At 61.4% G+C, this 14,994-nt stretch carries 14 protein-coding genes; 10 read left to right on the forward strand and 4 right to left on the reverse strand.

Annotated features, from left to right (window positions below):
• Window positions 1–7: 7 nt before the first annotated feature.
• Genes AB7813_RS19625 through AB7813_RS19645 form a run of 5 tightly spaced genes read left to right on the forward strand, consistent with a single transcriptional unit; the run spans window position 8 to window position 4,121 of the window.
• Window positions 8–439 (forward strand): VOC family protein, encoded by a 432-nt coding sequence (locus AB7813_RS19625; protein WP_441228286.1) that lies wholly within the window; start codon window positions 8–10, stop codon window positions 437–439.
• Window positions 436–1,182 carry an SDR family oxidoreductase gene (locus tag AB7813_RS19630; protein ID WP_231078686.1) on the forward strand — a complete coding sequence of 249 codons (747 nt, stop codon included), beginning with the start codon at window positions 436–438 and terminating at the stop codon, window positions 1,180–1,182. The genes AB7813_RS19625 and AB7813_RS19630 overlap by 4 nt, the downstream gene beginning before the upstream one ends.
• A 45-nt stretch (window positions 1,183–1,227) precedes the next feature.
• Window positions 1,228–2,631 (forward strand): dihydrolipoyl dehydrogenase, encoded by a 1,404-nt coding sequence (gene lpdA / locus AB7813_RS19635; protein ID WP_093757755.1) that lies wholly within the window; start codon window positions 1,228–1,230, stop codon window positions 2,629–2,631.
• 38 nt (window positions 2,632–2,669) lie between these two features.
• Window positions 2,670–3,200, forward strand: a complete 531-nt coding sequence (locus AB7813_RS19640) for a hypothetical protein (RefSeq protein ID WP_441228287.1) — start codon at window positions 2,670–2,672, stop codon at window positions 3,198–3,200.
• A gap of 27 nt (window positions 3,201–3,227) precedes the next feature.
• A complete protein-coding gene (locus AB7813_RS19645; RefSeq protein WP_441228979.1) occupies window positions 3,228–4,121 on the forward strand; it encodes an alpha/beta fold hydrolase in 894 nt (297 codons plus the stop codon).
• Window positions 4,122–4,125: 4 nt separating this feature from the next.
• Here the strand turns inward: AB7813_RS19645 and AB7813_RS19650 are convergent, their stop codons facing one another.
• From AB7813_RS19650 to AB7813_RS19660, 3 genes are all read right to left on the reverse strand, one after another.
• On the reverse strand, window positions 4,126–4,716 hold the full coding sequence (locus AB7813_RS19650) for a DUF4337 domain-containing protein (protein WP_068730131.1): 591 nt from the start codon (window positions 4,714–4,716) through the stop codon (window positions 4,126–4,128).
• 103 nt (window positions 4,717–4,819) lie between these two features.
• Complete coding sequence (locus AB7813_RS19655) at window positions 4,820–5,818, reverse strand: tyrosine recombinase XerC (protein WP_441228288.1); 999 nt, start codon at window positions 5,816–5,818, stop codon at window positions 4,820–4,822.
• Window positions 5,819–5,902: 84 nt separating this feature from the next.
• Complete coding sequence (locus AB7813_RS19660; RefSeq protein ID WP_441228289.1) at window positions 5,903–6,535, reverse strand: carboxymuconolactone decarboxylase family protein; 633 nt, start codon at window positions 6,533–6,535, stop codon at window positions 5,903–5,905.
• A 145-nt stretch (window positions 6,536–6,680) separates the two neighbouring features.
• Between AB7813_RS19660 and AB7813_RS19665 the strand changes: the two genes are divergently transcribed.
• Window positions 6,681–8,879, forward strand: a complete 2,199-nt coding sequence (locus AB7813_RS19665) for a primosomal protein N' (protein ID WP_441228290.1) — start codon at window positions 6,681–6,683, stop codon at window positions 8,877–8,879.
• Between the two features lie 190 nt (window positions 8,880–9,069).
• Here the strand turns inward: AB7813_RS19665 and AB7813_RS19670 are convergent, their stop codons facing one another.
• The gene (locus tag AB7813_RS19670) at window positions 9,070–9,561 is read right to left on the reverse strand and encodes a septal ring lytic transglycosylase RlpA family protein (protein WP_439065386.1); all 492 of its coding nucleotides are present in this window, start codon (window positions 9,559–9,561) and stop codon (window positions 9,070–9,072) included.
• A gap of 691 nt (window positions 9,562–10,252) precedes the next feature.
• Here AB7813_RS19670 and AB7813_RS19675 point away from each other — a divergent pair.
• From AB7813_RS19675 to atpD, 4 genes are all read left to right on the forward strand, one after another.
• A complete protein-coding gene (locus tag AB7813_RS19675; protein WP_439065387.1) occupies window positions 10,253–10,813 on the forward strand; it encodes a F0F1 ATP synthase subunit delta in 561 nt (186 codons plus the stop codon).
• Window positions 10,813–12,348: a F0F1 ATP synthase subunit alpha gene (gene atpA, locus AB7813_RS19680; RefSeq protein ID WP_068730144.1), complete on the forward strand. Its 1,536-nt coding sequence runs from the start codon at window positions 10,813–10,815 to the stop codon at window positions 12,346–12,348. Before AB7813_RS19675 ends, atpA begins: the two co-directional genes overlap by 1 nt.
• Window positions 12,349–12,469: 121 nt before the next feature.
• Window positions 12,470–13,345 carry a F0F1 ATP synthase subunit gamma gene (locus AB7813_RS19685; protein ID WP_439065388.1) on the forward strand — a complete coding sequence of 292 codons (876 nt, stop codon included), beginning with the start codon at window positions 12,470–12,472 and terminating at the stop codon, window positions 13,343–13,345.
• Between the two features lie 76 nt (window positions 13,346–13,421).
• The gene (gene atpD / locus AB7813_RS19690) at window positions 13,422–14,864 is read left to right on the forward strand and encodes a F0F1 ATP synthase subunit beta (protein WP_089263243.1); all 1,443 of its coding nucleotides are present in this window, start codon (window positions 13,422–13,424) and stop codon (window positions 14,862–14,864) included.
• Window positions 14,865–14,994 lie beyond the last annotated feature (130 nt).

The following is a 14,994-nucleotide window of genomic DNA, read 5'->3' on the forward strand; positions in this document are numbered from 1 at the left end:
GGTCGCCATGGCGTTCGGACCGAACCCTCCGCCAATTCAGGCCCACCTTTGCGTCAAGGGTGGGCTTGAAGCCATTACCTTCTATGAGAAGGCGCTTGGCGCGAAGTGTTCGTTCCACGCAATAGCCGACGATGGCAAGCGGATCATGCACGCCAATCTCGAAATGTTCGGCAGCGAAGTTATGCTGCATGACGAATTTCCCGAGTTTGGTGGCCACATCCTGTCGCCGCAGACCCGCGGCGGCGCCGGCATGACGATCAATATCAATCTGCCCAAGCCTGAAGATGTCGACGCCGCGATCGCCCGCGCGGAAACATCGGGAGCAGAAGTCGTGATGGCGCCTCAGGATGTTTTCTGGGGGGCCCGCTACGGCACCATTCGCGATCCGTTCGGACACATCTGGTCCTTCAACGCCGCACTCACCGGGAGCGACGCATGAGCGACAACGTCGTGATCATTACCGGCGGAAGCCGCGGCATCGGTCGTTCCACCGCGCTGCTGGCGGCCTCACGTGGCTTCAAGGTCGTCGTCGGCTATGCCAGCAACGAAGCCGCCGCCAACGAGGTCGTTTCGAAGATCGAAGCGACCAACGGCAAGGCCATTGCGGTGAAATGCGATGTCGGCTCCGAGGCTGACATTCTTGCGCTGTTCAAGGCAGCGGACGCCTTTGGTCCTCTCGGCGCCCTGGTCAACAATGCCGGCATTGTCGGCCCTTCCATCCGCGTTGATCAGATGACTGCCGAACGCATCGCCAACATGATGACGGTGAATGTCACCGGAAGCATTCTCTGCGCCCGCGAAGCCGTGAAACGGATGTCGACCAAGCATGGCGGCAAGGGTGGCGTCATCGTCAATCTGTCATCGGTAGCCGCCAAACTGGGCGCGCCGAACACCTATGTCGACTATGCCGCGTCGAAAGGCGCGATCGACTCCTTCACCATCGGATTGGGACACGAAGTCGCAGCCGAAGGGATTCGCGTTGCCGGCATTCGGCCCGGTTTGATCGATACTGATATCCACGCATCAGGCGGCGAGCCGGATCGCGCGCATCGTCTTTCCGTCAACGTCCCGATGAAGCGCGTCGGTACTGCGGATGAAGTTGCCAATGCCATCGTCTGGTTACTGTCGGACGAGGCTTCCTACGTCACATCCACCATTCTCGACGTGTCCGGTGGCCGCTGAGGCCCTGACGCCCCATATCATCTGAAGACAATACAGGACTGCATCATGGCTTCTTACGACCTCGTTGTTATCGGCACCGGACCCGGTGGTTATGTCTGTGCGATTCGCGCCGCGCAGCTCGGCATGAAGGTCGCCGTCGTCGAGAAGAACAGCACGCTGGGCGGCACCTGCCTGAACATCGGCTGCATGCCCTCGAAGGCTTTGCTCTATTCGTCAGAGCTTTTTGAGGAAGCCGGCCACTCCTTCGCCAAGATGGGCATCAAGGTGTCCGCCCCGACGCTCGATCTTCCCGCGCTGATGAACTTCAAGCAGCAGGGCATCGACGGCAACGTCAAGGGCGTCGAATTCCTGATGAAGAAGAACAAGATCGATGTCGTGATGGGCACCGGCCGTGTGCTCGGCACCGGCAAGGTCGAAGTCATAGGCGCTGACGGCAAGGCCCAGACGCTGGAGACAAAGAACATCGTCATCGCTACCGGCTCTGACGTTGCGAAGCTGAAGGGCATCGAGATCGACGAGAAGCGCATCGTTTCGTCGACCGGCGCGCTGTCGCTCGACAAGGTGCCGGAAAAGATGATCGTGGTCGGCGCCGGCGTGATCGGCCTCGAACTCGGCTCGGTGTGGCGCCGCCTCGGCGCCGAAGTCACCGTGGTGGAATTCCTCGATCGTATCCTGCCCGGCATGGATGGCGAAGTCGCCAAGCAGTTCCAACGCATGCTCGAGAAGCAGGGCATGACCTTCAAGCTCGGTGCCAAGGTCACCGGTGTCGATACGTCGGGCAAGAAGCTGAAGGCGCAGATCGAGCCAGCCGCGGGCGGCGCTGCCGAGTCCATCGAAGCCGATGTGATTCTCGTGGCGATCGGACGCGTGGCTTACACCGAAGCACTTGGCCTCAAGGAAGCTGGCGTCGAACTCGACGAGCGCGGCCGCGTCAAGATCGACCATCACTTCTCAAGCAATGTGAAGGGCGTCTACGCTATCGGCGACGTCGTCGCGGGCCCGATGCTGGCGCACAAGGCGGAAGACGAAGGCGTTGCCTGCGCCGAGATTCTTGCAGGTCAGGCTGGTCATGTGAACTATGACGTAATCCCGGGCGTCGTCTACACCACGCCGGAAGTCGCCGCCGTCGGCAAGACCGAGGAGGAGCTCAAGGCTGCCGGTATCGCTTACAATGTCGGCAAGTTCCCGTTCACGGCCAATGGCCGCTCCAAGGTCAACCAGACCACCGATGGTTTCGTGAAGATTCTCGCAGATGCGAAGACCGATCGCGTGCTCGGCGTGCATATGATCGGCCGCGAAGTCGGCGAAATGATCCACGAGGCCTGCGTGCTGATGGAATTCGGCGGTTCCGCCGAAGATCTGGCCCGCACCTGCCATGCCCATCCGACCCGCTCCGAGGCGGTGAAGGAAGCTGCATTTGCAGTAGCCAAGCGCGCTATCCATATGTGAGTCACGGCCGGCGCGACGCCGGCTGGGAGACAAACGCCATGATGCGACGCGTGCTGCAGCCGCTATGGTTCTTCCTGGCCTTGATCTTCCTGATCGAGGCGTGGCTGTGGGATCATCTCGAACCGGTCGTCGCACGCATCGTTGCAGCGATTCCGCTGCGCGCATTCAAGGAATGGCTGGCCGCGCGGATCGCGCGGCTGTCGCCGATGTTGACGCTGGCCGTGTTTGTTATTCCGGCGATCCTGCTGTTTCCGTTGAAGCTGGCCGGCGCCTGGCTGCTCATGCATCAGTATTGGATCAGCGCTTTCGCGCTCATCGTGTTCAGCAAGTTTCTCGGCGTCGGCGTCGCCGCGTTCATCTTCGATGTGACGCGGCCGAAGCTGCTGCAGATGAACTGGTTTCGGAAGCTCTACGAATTCGTTCTCGACATCCGCCGCCGGGCTGGCGAATTGGTCGCGCCTGTGACTGCAAGAATCAAGGCGGCGATGGCGGTGTTCCGCTCCAATTCATCATCGCGTTGGATGCGGCTGGTACAACGGCTGCGTCATCGGGCGCATTCGGCGCGGTAGACCGAACGGGAGAGCAACTTGGCTGAACTGGCACGCATCCAAACTCCCCTTCTCGATATTGCTTATGAACATAGCGGACCGAATGACGGCCTACCCGTCCTGCTGATGCATGGTTTTCCCTATGACATCAGAGGCTATGACGACGCGGTCGACATCATCAACGCCGCTGGCTTCCGCACCATCGTGCCCTATCTGCGTGGCTATGGGCCAACGCGGTTTCTTTCCAGCGCGACCATCCGCTCGGGGCAACAGGCTGCGCTCGGACAGGATCTGCTGGAGCTGATGAACGCGCTGCGTATCGGCAAGGCTGTTGTCGCAGGCTATGACTGGGGCGGGCGCGCGGCCTGCGTCGTCTCCGCGCTATGGCCCGAACGCGTACACGGTCTCGTCAGTTGCACCGGCTACAACATCCAGGACCTGACGAATGCGGCGCGGCCGTCCGCTCCCGAGCAGGAAGCGCGACAGTGGTATCAGTATTATTTCCATACCGAACGCGGCCGCAACGGCCTGATCCAGAACCGCGACGCACTAGCCAAACTGCTCTGGAAGATGTGGTCGCCGAGCTGGGCGTTCGACGACGCGACATTCGAGCGCTCGGCATCGGCCTTCGACAACGATGACTTCGTCGATGTGGTCGTGCACTCTTATATGCACCGTACCGGCAGCGTCGCCGGCGATCCGAATTATGCTTTTCTGGAGACCCAGCTTGCGGCGCAGCCGAAGATCGATGTCCCGACTATCGTTCTGCACGGCGCTGACGATGGTATTGGACCCGTAAGGAATTCCGAGAATCACGGCCAGTATTTTACGGGCCCTTACGAGCGCCGCGTCATCGCGGGCGTTGGCCACAATGTACCGCAGGAAGCGCCCAAGGCCTTTTCCGAAGCGGTCCTGCAGCTATGCCGGACCGCTTCGGCTTAAGTCGTTACATGAGATGAACCGCATGCGGCGCGAACAGGCCGATCGCGGTAAAGGCGACGCCGGCAATTGCCAGTGCACCTGATACCCAGGCCAGCGCGATCATGCCGGTGATGATCGTGGCCGACGCCAGCACAATGCCGATCTGGAATGCGGCGGAGGCCACTTCATAGTGATGATAACGCGCCATTGCGAGGTCGCGCGCGTGCTCGGCTTCCTTGGCACGGGCGGCGAGTTGTTCGGAGCCTTCGCCAGTCTCCGGCTCGGAGCGGTAACGATCCGCGGTCTTCTTCCAGTCGTCGATCTGCTTGGACAGTGCGGCCTTGGCGGCATCGTCACCCATCAGGCCGAGGCTGAGCCTGGCCTGGTCCGATGTCGCCTGAACGACGGTGCGGCGGATGCTTTTGGCCTGGAAGAACGCCCAGAGGTTGGATGCCTCGACGTTCTTGCTGATGGATTCGGTTTGCGCGCCCTTGCCGAGGGTTTCCGAGAACGCCAGAAACAGCGCGATCACGGCAATCAGCAGTGCAATATTCTTGTTCGAGCCGGACGCATGCTCGGCATGCTCCGCGTGCTCCATACTTTCGTGCGCACCCATCGTAATCCCCTCCGGTTGGTCGATGTGTCGATTTGACCGAACCGCGGCGACTTCGCAAGGGGCAGCTCATGACACTTCTACTACAGCTGGGGTTTGCCTGGCCCTACGCTCGCGGGTGTGCGGTCTTGTAGACCTCGAACAACCGCTCGGTGTCGATGCCGGTATAGATCTGTGTGGTCGACAGCGAGGCGTGGCCGAGCAATTCCTGGATCGCGCGGAGGTCACCACCGCGAGTCAGCAGATGGGTGGCAAAGGAATGGCGCAGCGCGTGCGGCGTGGCGCTGTCGGGCAGGCCGAGCGCGCCGCGCATCCGCTCCATGGTCAACTGGATGATCCGGGGACTGAGCGGGCCGCCCCGCGCACCGACAAACATCGGTCCTTCGGCAGGCAGCGGGTGCGGACACTGCGCCGCATAGTCGGCGATGAGCTCCAGCACATTCTGCAACACGGGTACCATGCGGGTCTTGTTGCCTTTGCCATTGACGATCAGTACGTCACCGGCACCGGGTGCCGGCACATCGCGGCGCGACAGACCAAGGGCTTCGGAGATACGCAAGCCCGAACCATACAGCAATGCCATGACTGCGGCGTCGCGCGCCCAGATCCACGGATCGCGATTTTCGCCCGCGCGCTCATCCGCATCGGCGAGGCGCTTGGCCGAGACCATCTGCAACGGTTTCGGCAGGCTCTTGCCGATTTTCGGCGCGCGAATCGCGGACAACGCACCGACATTGCCCTTGCCTTCGCGCTCTAGAAAACGACCGAATGACCGTAGACCGGCCAGCGCGCGCATCAGCGAGCGGCCGCCGATATCATCGCCGCGCCGCGCCGCCATGAAGGCACGGACATCGCTGGTCTCCAGCTTGGCGAAACGCGGCAGCGAGACGAGCGCGCCCCAGTGTTCGGCGAGAAATGTCAGAAACTGCCGGACGTCGCGCGCATAGGCTTCGAGCGTCTTTGGCGACAGCCGCCGCTCGGCGCGGAGATGTGACAGCCACCGCGTCATCTGCAGCGAGACGTCGGCATCCGCACAGATGAGGTCGATCGGCGCCGGCCCACCTGATTTGGCTTCGGCTGGTTTCTTGTCGGAAAGCTTGGCCATCGGGATGCCTTGCAGTTCGCGGTACGCGAACGGGCGGAGATTATCACACCCTGCTCGTTTCACTTTGGTGAACCGCCGGCATCGTCAATCCGGGAACCGCTTCAGGGGCTCCGCGACACCGGCCGGGAGGCCTGTTCGCGCTGCATTCATGGCCATGGCCAGGAAGGTGTAATAGCCATTGATCCCGAGCAGATCGATGACGCCCTGCTCGCCGAATTTGGCGACGGCCTTGTTCCAGGTCGGATCACTCACGCGTTTGGTGCGCTGGATTTCGATCGACATGTCGTAGGCGGCCTCTTCGTCCTCGGCCATGCCAACAGGACGCCGGCCATCGGCAATCGCATCGGCGATGTCGTTGCGCAGGCCGGCCTTGATCGCGATGTCATGATGCGCAACCCACTCATATTGCTGGGTCCATTCGCGTGCGGTGATCAGGATGATCATTTCGCTGAGCCGCGGCGCCAGTACGCTCTTGAACCTGAGATGATCGCCCATCGCCTTGGCGCGCAGCATCACTTCCGGGCTGCGAATCAGCGGCACGAAGGGGCCACGGACCTCGTAGCCCCGGCCGCCGGCGAACTCCTCGGCGGCTCTCTTCTGCGCTTCGGTGTATTTGTCGGCCGGGATCGGCGGCATCCGGTCCTGCGCCAGGGCAGGTATCACGACGGCGGAAAACATAACGAATGAGGCGATTGCCCCGGCGAGCCTGTGGCCCATGAAGGGTCTCCCTTTGGCTTATTGTTTTTGTTTCATTGTCGCGGCGGCCCATCGGTCATAAGACCGGGCCACACGGCCGGCACTGGTCCGGCCCGCAACGCGAGCTTAGGTTAGCGGATACCCCATTTCGAGTCTGATTCCGCCGATGGACGAAGCTGCGCGCACCAAAACATCGTCTGGCGTCGTTGACGTGCTGGTGCCGGTCGCGCTGAACCAGGCTTATTCCTATCGCGTGCCTCGTGGCCTCGATCTGCAGCCCGGCGATGTCGTCAGCGTGCCACTCGGCGCCCGCGAGGTGATCGGCGTGGTCTGGGCAGAAAATGCCAATCCCGACCCCCGCCTGCACAACCGCCTGAAAGAGGTTGGCGAAAAATTCGATGTCCCCCCGCTGAAGCAGGAATTGCGCAGCCTGGTCGACTGGGTGGCGAATTACACTCTGTCCGCACGCGGCATGGTCATGAAGATGACGCTGCGGATGGGCGAGCATCTCGGCCCAGAGCGAGTGCGCATGGGCGTCCGCCTGGTCGGCGAAGTGCCCAAGCGCATGACCTCGGCACGCGCACGGCTGATTGAGATCCTGTCGGACGGCCTGCTGCACGCGAAATCCGAAGCCGCCAAGGAAGCCGGCGTCAGCGCCGGCGTGATCGACGGCCTCGTCGATGAGGGCACGCTTGCGATTGAAGCCATACCCCGCGCGCTGCCGCCGCCGGCGCCTGATCCCACCTTCGCCGAACCGGACTTTTCAGACGATCAGGCCGTCGCGGCCGAAGCGATGCGGACCTTCGCCGCCAAGGGGGATTTTCACGCCGCCCTGCTCGACGGTGTCACCGGCTCCGGCAAGACCGAGGTGTATTTCGAGGCGGTTGCCGAGGTGATCAAGCGCGGCGAACAGGTGCTGATCCTGATGCCCGAAATAGCGCTGACGGGGCAATTCCTCGAGCGCTTCTCAAAACGCTTCGGCGTGCGGCCGCTGGAGTGGCATTCCGAACTGACACCGCGCACCCGCGCCCGCAACTGGGCGTCGATCGCCAATGGCGAGGCCCATGTCATCGTCGGCGCCCGCTCGGCACTGTTTCTGCCCTATGCGAAACTCGGCCTGATCATCGTCGATGAAGAGCATGACCAAGCCTACAAGCAGGACGAAGGCGCGCATTACCACGCCCGTGACATGGCGGTGGTGCGCGCATCGATTGCGAAAATCCCCATCGTGCTCGCTTCTGCCACGCCATCGGTCGAGTCCGAGGTCAACGCGCGCAAGGGACGCTATCAGCGCATCGCGCTGCCTTCGCGCTTTGGCGGCCAGCACATGCCGCATATCGAAGCCATCGACCTGCGCCGCGAAGGGCCGATGCGCGGCCGCTTCATCGCACCGCGCCTCGCCGAGAAAATCCAGATCGCCATCGAGCGCAAGGAACAGGCGCTGCTGTTCCTCAATCGCCGCGGCTATGCGCCGCTGACGTTATGCCGCGGCTGCGGACACCGGTTTGCCTGCACCATCTGCGATGCCTGGCTGGTCGATCATCGCTTTCGCCAGCGGCTTGTCTGTCACCACTGCGGCTTCTCGATGCATCGTCCGCATCAATGCCCGCATTGCCAGGCCGAGGAATCGCTGGTGGCTGTCGGCCCGGGCGTCGAGCGCTTGCAGGAGGAAGCGGCGAGCCTGTTTCCGGATGCACGCACCATGGTGCTGTCGAGCGACCTTATTACGTCGATCGATGCGATGCGCACGGAACTGGCCGAAATCGCCGAAGGCCGTGTCGATGTCATCATCGGCACGCAACTCGTGGCCAAGGGTCATAACTTCCCGCGGCTCAATCTGGTCGGCGTCATCGACGCCGATCTGGGCCTCGGTAATGGCGATCCGCGCGCCGCGGAGCGCACCTATCAGATGCTCAATCAGGTCATCGGCCGCGCCGGACGTGAACAGGGCCGCGGCGTCGGCTATCTGCAGACCCATCAGCCGGAACATCCGGTGATGAAGGCGTTGATCGCAAACGATCGCGAAGCGTTTTATGCCAGCGAGATCGAGGCGCGCGAGCGCGCGGGCTATCCGCCCTTCGGACGGCTGGCGAGCCTGATCATCTCAGGCGGCGACCGGCCAACCACGGAGGGCTACGCGCGCAAGCTCGCCGCCGTGGCGCCGATCGACGAGCGCATCATGGTGCTCGGCCCCGCCGAAGCACCGCTCGCCGTGATCAAAGGTCGCTATCGCTTCCGACTGCTGGTGAAGTCGGCGCGCAATGTCGACCTGTCGCACTATCTCCGCGACTGGCTGGCGCACGGCCCAAAGCCTACAGGCAACCTAAAGCTCGAAGTCGATGTCGATCCGCAGAGCTTTCTTTGAGCTTCGTCATTCCGGAAGGCTCACTCTTGTGAGCGAACCTGGAATGACGGTGTGAATTGACAACGCAAAAACAGAAAAAGCCTGCTGTCTTTTGATGACAGCAGGCTCTTTTACTCAACGCTTACTCTACTCAATACACACACAACGCTACTGAACTTGGAAGATCAGGGACGCGACGCGTTTGTCTTGCTTACATGACTTCCGCAACGACACGGCCGACACCACGACCGGTCAGACCGATCGCGCTCGCTGCGCCCTTGGACAGGTCGAGCACCCGGCCACGGATGAACGGGCCGCGATCGTTGACGGTGACGACAACGCTGCGACCGCCGTGGGTGACGCGGAGCTTGGTGCCGAACGGCAGCGAACGATGCGCGGCGGTCATCGCATTCTGATTGAAGCGCTGACCCGACGCAGTGCGGCTGCCGGACTCATTGCCGTAATAGGACGCAACACCCGAGAAGCTGCGGCCGCCGGTCGAAGGCGCGATCGACGCATTGGCATCGAACAGCGACGGCGAAGCCTTGGCGACGTAATGGTGCTTGTGGTGATGGCGATGGTGCCGGGATTTGGCCGAAGCCTCAGAAACCGTTCCCCCGAGAACAAGAGCGGCAGTCATGACAGCGATTGCCGTACGCGGCCGGGCGATAGCGCCCAGCGTCGATTTTCCGTAACGCAGCATAAGTTGTTGTCCCTCAGACAGTATTGCCACAAATGTGGCAAGTGGACCCCCGTCCCAATTTCATTGGCTGAGCGTTTGACGACGTAATGAGGCGTAAAATAGGCAACGCAATCGTTCCATCACCAGATGAAATATCTTGTGATGGAACAGAACATGCCTAATGAGCCGATTTAATGAATTTTTAACTATTAAATATACTGCATATTACATAACTATACTGAATAGCTAAGTGATCGCCGTGCATGGATAGCATTCGATAAGTAAATGTTAAGCAGTCCGAAACGGTGACATAAACGCGCACGCCGCGCTGCCCCGCGATTTCAATTGCCGACTCACCGTACTCGACGTTGCGTGATTCAAAAGAATCGGCACCGTGTACCGTCATGCGGAATAAGAAATTCCGCCTCGGAGATGGACGATGAAACACTCCGTCAGCGACCCGATTGGCGCGTCACATCTCCCTGAAATGATTCTTTGCGAGGGCCTGCGACAAGGCATCATCAAACGCTTTCGTCGCGTTGCACCAGCGCGCGGGCTATGTTAGCAAAGCCGCGATTTGAACGGGTCACGACATTTTGTTGCGACCTAAAAATCGAAGTCCCGCTTGAATTCCAAGGACTTGGATCGCTAGGCGCCACATTCAGGCGATAGTTATTCCCTTGCGAGTTTGACAGCCTGAAGAGCGCAATTCGTGGCAACACAAGATCCGTCGGTTTCGGGAATGTCCGGTCGTTATGCAACGGCTCTGTTTGAGCTGGCGCGTGACGAAAAGTCCGTCGATGCGGTGAAGGCCGATCTCGACAAATTCGCAGCGATGCTGGCCGACAGCGCCGACTTGGCGCGACTGGTTCGCAGCCCGGTGTTCTCTGCCGAGATTCAGGGCAAGGCCCTCGCTTCGGTTCTGGAGAAAGCCGGAATTACCGGCATCATCGCCAACTTCCTCAAGGTCCTCACCGCCAACCGCCGCCTCTTCGCCATTGGTGACGTGGCGCGCGGCTTCAATGCGCTGGTCGCCAAGTTTAAGGGCGAAGCTACGGCTGACGTCACCGTCGCCGAGCCGCTCAGTGACAAGAATCTCGACGCTCTCAAGACCGCGCTGAAGTCAGTGACGGGCAAGGACGTCGCGCTCAACGTGAAAGTCGATCCGTCCATCATCGGCGGGCTTGTCGTCAAGCTCGGCAGCCGCATGGTGGACAGCTCGCTTCGCACCAAACTCAACTCGATCAAGCACTCGATGAAAGAGGCAGGCTGATGGACATCCGCGCCGCAGAAATTTCCGCGATCCTCAAAGACCAGATCAAGAATTTCGGCCAGGAAGCTGAAGTTTCTGAAGTCGGACAGGTGTTGTCCGTCGGCGACGGCATTGCCCGCGTCTACGGCCTCGACAACGTCCAGGCCGGCGAAATGGTCGAATTCGAGAACGGCACCCGCGGTATGGCGCTGAACCTCGAAACCGACAACGTCGGCGTCGTTATTTTCGGCGCTGACCGCGAAATTAAGGAAGGCCAGACTGTTAAGCGCACCCGTTCGATCGTGGACGCGCCGGTTGGTAAGGGTCTGCTCGGCCGCGTGGTCGACGCGCTCGGCAATCCGATCGATGGCAAGGGTCCGATCCAGGCCGACAAGCGTATGCGCGTCGACGTCAAGGCACCGGGCATCATTCCGCGCAAGTCGGTCAACGAGCCGATGGCAACCGGCCTGAAGTCGGTCGACGCTCTGATCCCGGTCGGCCGTGGCCAGCGCGAGCTGATCATCGGTGACCGTCAGACCGGCAAGACCGCAATCGCGCTCGACACCATTCTGAACCAGAAGTCGCTGAACGTTGCTGGCGCTCCCGAGAGCCAGAAGCTGTACTGCGTGTACGTCGCCGTTGGTCAGAAGCGTTCGACCGTCGCCCAATTCGTGAAGGTGCTCGAAGAGCAGGGCGCGATGGAATACTCCGTCGTCGTCGCCGCGACCGCTTCAGATCCGGCTCCGATGCAGTACATCGCGCCGTTCACCGGCTGCACGATCGGCGAATTCTTCCGCGACAACGGCATGCACGCCGTCATCATCTATGACGATCTTTCGAAGCAGGCCGTTGCTTACCGCCAGATGTCGCTGCTGCTGCGCCGTCCGCCAGGCCGCGAAGCCTATCCGGGCGACGTGTTCTATCTTCACTCGCGTCTGCTCGAACGCGCTGCGAAGCTCAATGATTCCCAGGGCAATGGTTCGCTGACGGCGCTGCCGGTCATCGAAACCCAGGCCAACGACGTGTCCGCCTACATTCCGACCAACGTGATTTCGATCACTGACGGTCAGATCTTCCTTGAAACCGACCTGTTCTTCCAGGGCATCCGTCCTGCCGTGAACGTCGGTCTGTCCGTGTCGCGCGTCGGCTCCGCCGCGCAGACCAAGGCGATGAAGAAGGTCGCCGGCAAGATCAAGGGTGAGCTCGCGCAGTACCGCGAAATGGCGGCCTTTGCGCAGTTCGGCTCCGACCTCGACGCGTCGACCCAGCGCCTGCTGAACCGCGGCGCGCGTCTGACCGAACTCCTGAAGCAGCCGCAGTTCTCGCCGCTGAAGATGGAAGAGCAGGTTTGCGTGATCTGGGCCGGCACCAACGGCTATCTCGACACTCTGCCGATCGCCAAGGTTCGGGGCTTCGAAGACGGTCTTCTGTCGCTGCTGCGCGGCAAGAACGTTGAGATCCTCAACGCGATCCGCGACAGCCGCGATCTCAAGGATGACGTCGCCGCCCAGCTCAAGGCCGTCGTCGAAGGCTTCGCGAAGACCTACGCTGCTTAATACTGTCAATGAATGGCCGGCTCCTGCCGGCCATTCGCGTTGATGTCCGGCACGAGGTCGGGCGTTTCGAACGAGAGGTTCGCGATCGGCCAAACGGCCAGATCGCCGGGGTGGACTGAGAATGGCCTCACTTAAAGACATGCGCGTCCGCATCGCCTCGACCAAGGCGACGCAGAAGATCACCAAGGCGATGCAGATGGTCGCAGCGTCGAAGCTGCGTCGTGCGCAGACCGCTGCCGAAGCTGCACGTCCTTACGCCGAGAAGATGGATACCGTGATCGCCAGCATTGCCGGCGCTACAACGGCAGGCTCCGGCCCGGCGCTGCTCGTCGGCACCGGCAAGGATCAGGTTCATCTGCTGCTGGTCTGCACCGGCGAGCGTGGCCTGTGCGGCGCTTTCAATTCCTCGATCGTCCGTCTGGCGCGCGAACGCGCACTGGCGCTGATGAACCAAGGCAAGACGGTCAAATTCTTCTGCGTCGGCCGCAAGGGCTACGAGCAATTGCGCCGTAACTTCGACAAGCAGATCGTCGGTCATCTCGAACTGCGTTCGGTGCGTCAGCTCGGCTTCGTCAATGCCAACGACATCGCCAAGAAGGTTCTCGAACTCTTCAGCACTGGCGAATTCGACGTCTGCACGCTGTTCTATTCCCGCTTCAAGTCGGTGATCGCGCAAATCCCGACCGCCCAGCAGATCATTCCCTTGGTGGTCGAGGCGCCTAAAGCCGATGCCGGCCCAACGCCGAGCTACGACTACGAGCCGGCCGAAGATGAGATCCTCGACGGCCTGCTGCCGCGCAATCTTGCGGTGCAGATCTTCCGCGCTCTGCTCGAGAACAACGCTTCGTTCTATGGCGCGCAGATGAGCTCGATGGACAACGCTACGCGCAACGCCGGCGACATGATCCGCAAGCAGACATTGATCTACAACCGCACCCGCCAGGCGATGATTACGAAGGAGCTGATCGAAATCATCTCCGGCGCCGAGGCGATCTAACAACAACCTTCCGGCCTCATGGGCCGCCGTTCAAGTTTCGGACTTCCGAGTCCTTGAAGTTTATGGAGAAGTTTTCATGGCCGCATCCGCCAACCAGACCGGACGTATCACCCAGGTCATCGGCGCCGTCGTCGACGTGCAGTTCGAAGGCTACCTGCCCGCAATTCTGAACGCGATCGAAACCAAGAACGGTGGCAACCGCCTGGTTCTCGAAGTCGCCCAGCATCTCGGCGAATCGACGGTCCGCACCATCGCGATGGACACCACCGAAGGTCTGGTCCGCGGTCAGGAAGTCACCGACACTGGCTCGCCGATCCAGGTTCCCGTTGGCGTCGGCACCCTCGGCCGTATCATGAACGTGATCGGCGAGCCGATCGATGAAGGCGGTCCGATCGCTTCGGAAGGCAACCGCGCTATCCATCAGGAAGCGCCGATGTATACTGAGCAGTCCACCGAGGCTGAAATTCTCGTCACCGGCATCAAGGTCGTCGATCTGCTCGCGCCTTACGCCAAGGGCGGCAAGATCGGCCTGTTCGGCGGCGCCGGCGTCGGCAAGACGGTTCTCATTCAGGAACTGATCAATAACGTCGCGAAGGCGCACGGCGGCAACTCGGTGTTCGCCGGCGTCGGCGAGCGTACCCGCGAAGGTAACGATCTCTATCACGAGTTCATCGAGTCCAAGGTGAACGCCGATCCGCACAATCCGGATCCGGCCGTGAAGTCGAAGTGCGCTCTCGTGTTCGGCCAGATGAACGAGCCTCCGGGCGCCCGCATGCGCGTTGCTCTGTCCGGTCTGACCGTCGCCGAGCACTTCCGCGATCAGGGCCAGGACGTGCTGTTCTTTATCGACAACATCTTCCGCTTCACCCAGGCAGGTTCGGAAGTGTCGGCGCTGCTCGGCCGCATTCCTTCGGCGGTGGGTTATCAGCCAACGCTCGCGACCGACATGGGCGCGCTGCAGGAGCGTATCACCACCACGCATAAGGGTTCGATCACCTCGGTGCAGGCCATCTACGTTCCGGCTGACGACTTGACCGATCCGGCGCCTGCTACCTCGTTCGCCCATTTGGACGCGACGACCGTGCTCAACCGTGCGATTTCGGAAAAGGGCATCTACCCCGCAGTGGATCCGCTCGACTCCACCTCGCGCATGCTGTCCCCGCTGATCGTCGGCCAGGAGCACTACGAGACCGCGCGTATGGTTCAGCAGGTGCTGCAGAAGTACAAGTCGCTGCAGGACATCATCGCCATTCTCGGCATGGACGAACTGTCGGAAGAGGACAAGCTGGCCGTGGCCCGCGCCCGCAAGATCGAGCGCTTCCTGTCGCAGCCGTTCTTCGTCGCTGAAATCTTCACGGGTTCGCCGGGCAAGTTCGTCGAGCTCGCCGATACCATCAAGGGTTTCCGCGCGATCTGCGAAGGCAAGTACGATCATCTGCCGGAAGCCGCCTTCTACATGGTCGGTGCGATCGAAGAAGCCGTCGAGAAGGGCAAGAAGCTGGCTGCGGAAGCGGCATAAAGTTCTTACCCTCCCCCCGCGCGAAGCAAAGCTTCGCTAGGCGGGGAGGGTCGGCGCATTTGCGCCGGGGTGGGGTGCCACAAGCGCCTTCACCCATGGTTACCCCCCTCCCCAACCCTCCCCCGCAAGG

The organism is Tardiphaga sp. 20_F10_N6_6 (assembly GCF_052076045.1).
In the GTDB taxonomy this organism is placed as follows: Bacteria; Pseudomonadota; Alphaproteobacteria; order Rhizobiales; family Xanthobacteraceae; genus Tardiphaga; species Tardiphaga robiniae.

Excerpts from the sequence above, each read along its gene's own strand:
- AB7813_RS19625 (WP_441228286.1), top strand. The coding sequence starts at position 8 with ATGGCGTTCGGACCGAACCCTCCGCCAATTCAGGCCCACCTTTGCGTC.
- AB7813_RS19630 (WP_231078686.1), top strand. The coding sequence starts at position 436 with ATGAGCGACAACGTCGTGATCATTACCGGCGGAAGCCGCGGCATCGGT.
- lpdA (WP_093757755.1), top strand. The coding sequence starts at position 1,228 with ATGGCTTCTTACGACCTCGTTGTTATCGGCACCGGACCCGGTGGTTAT.
- AB7813_RS19640 (WP_441228287.1), top strand. The coding sequence starts at position 2,670 with ATGATGCGACGCGTGCTGCAGCCGCTATGGTTCTTCCTGGCCTTGATC.
- AB7813_RS19650 (WP_068730131.1), bottom strand. The coding sequence starts at position 4,716 with ATGGGTGCGCACGAAAGTATGGAGCACGCGGAGCATGCCGAGCATGCG.
- AB7813_RS19655 (WP_441228288.1), bottom strand. The coding sequence starts at position 5,818 with ATGGCCAAGCTTTCCGACAAGAAACCAGCCGAAGCCAAATCAGGTGGG.
- AB7813_RS19660 (WP_441228289.1), bottom strand. The coding sequence starts at position 6,535 with ATGGGCCACAGGCTCGCCGGGGCAATCGCCTCATTCGTTATGTTTTCC.
- AB7813_RS19665 (WP_441228290.1), top strand. The coding sequence starts at position 6,681 with ATGGACGAAGCTGCGCGCACCAAAACATCGTCTGGCGTCGTTGACGTG.
- AB7813_RS19670 (WP_439065386.1), bottom strand. The coding sequence starts at position 9,561 with ATGCTGCGTTACGGAAAATCGACGCTGGGCGCTATCGCCCGGCCGCGT.
- atpA (WP_068730144.1), top strand. The coding sequence starts at position 10,813 with ATGGACATCCGCGCCGCAGAAATTTCCGCGATCCTCAAAGACCAGATC.
- AB7813_RS19685 (WP_439065388.1), top strand. The coding sequence starts at position 12,470 with ATGGCCTCACTTAAAGACATGCGCGTCCGCATCGCCTCGACCAAGGCG.
- atpD (WP_089263243.1), top strand. The coding sequence starts at position 13,422 with ATGGCCGCATCCGCCAACCAGACCGGACGTATCACCCAGGTCATCGGC.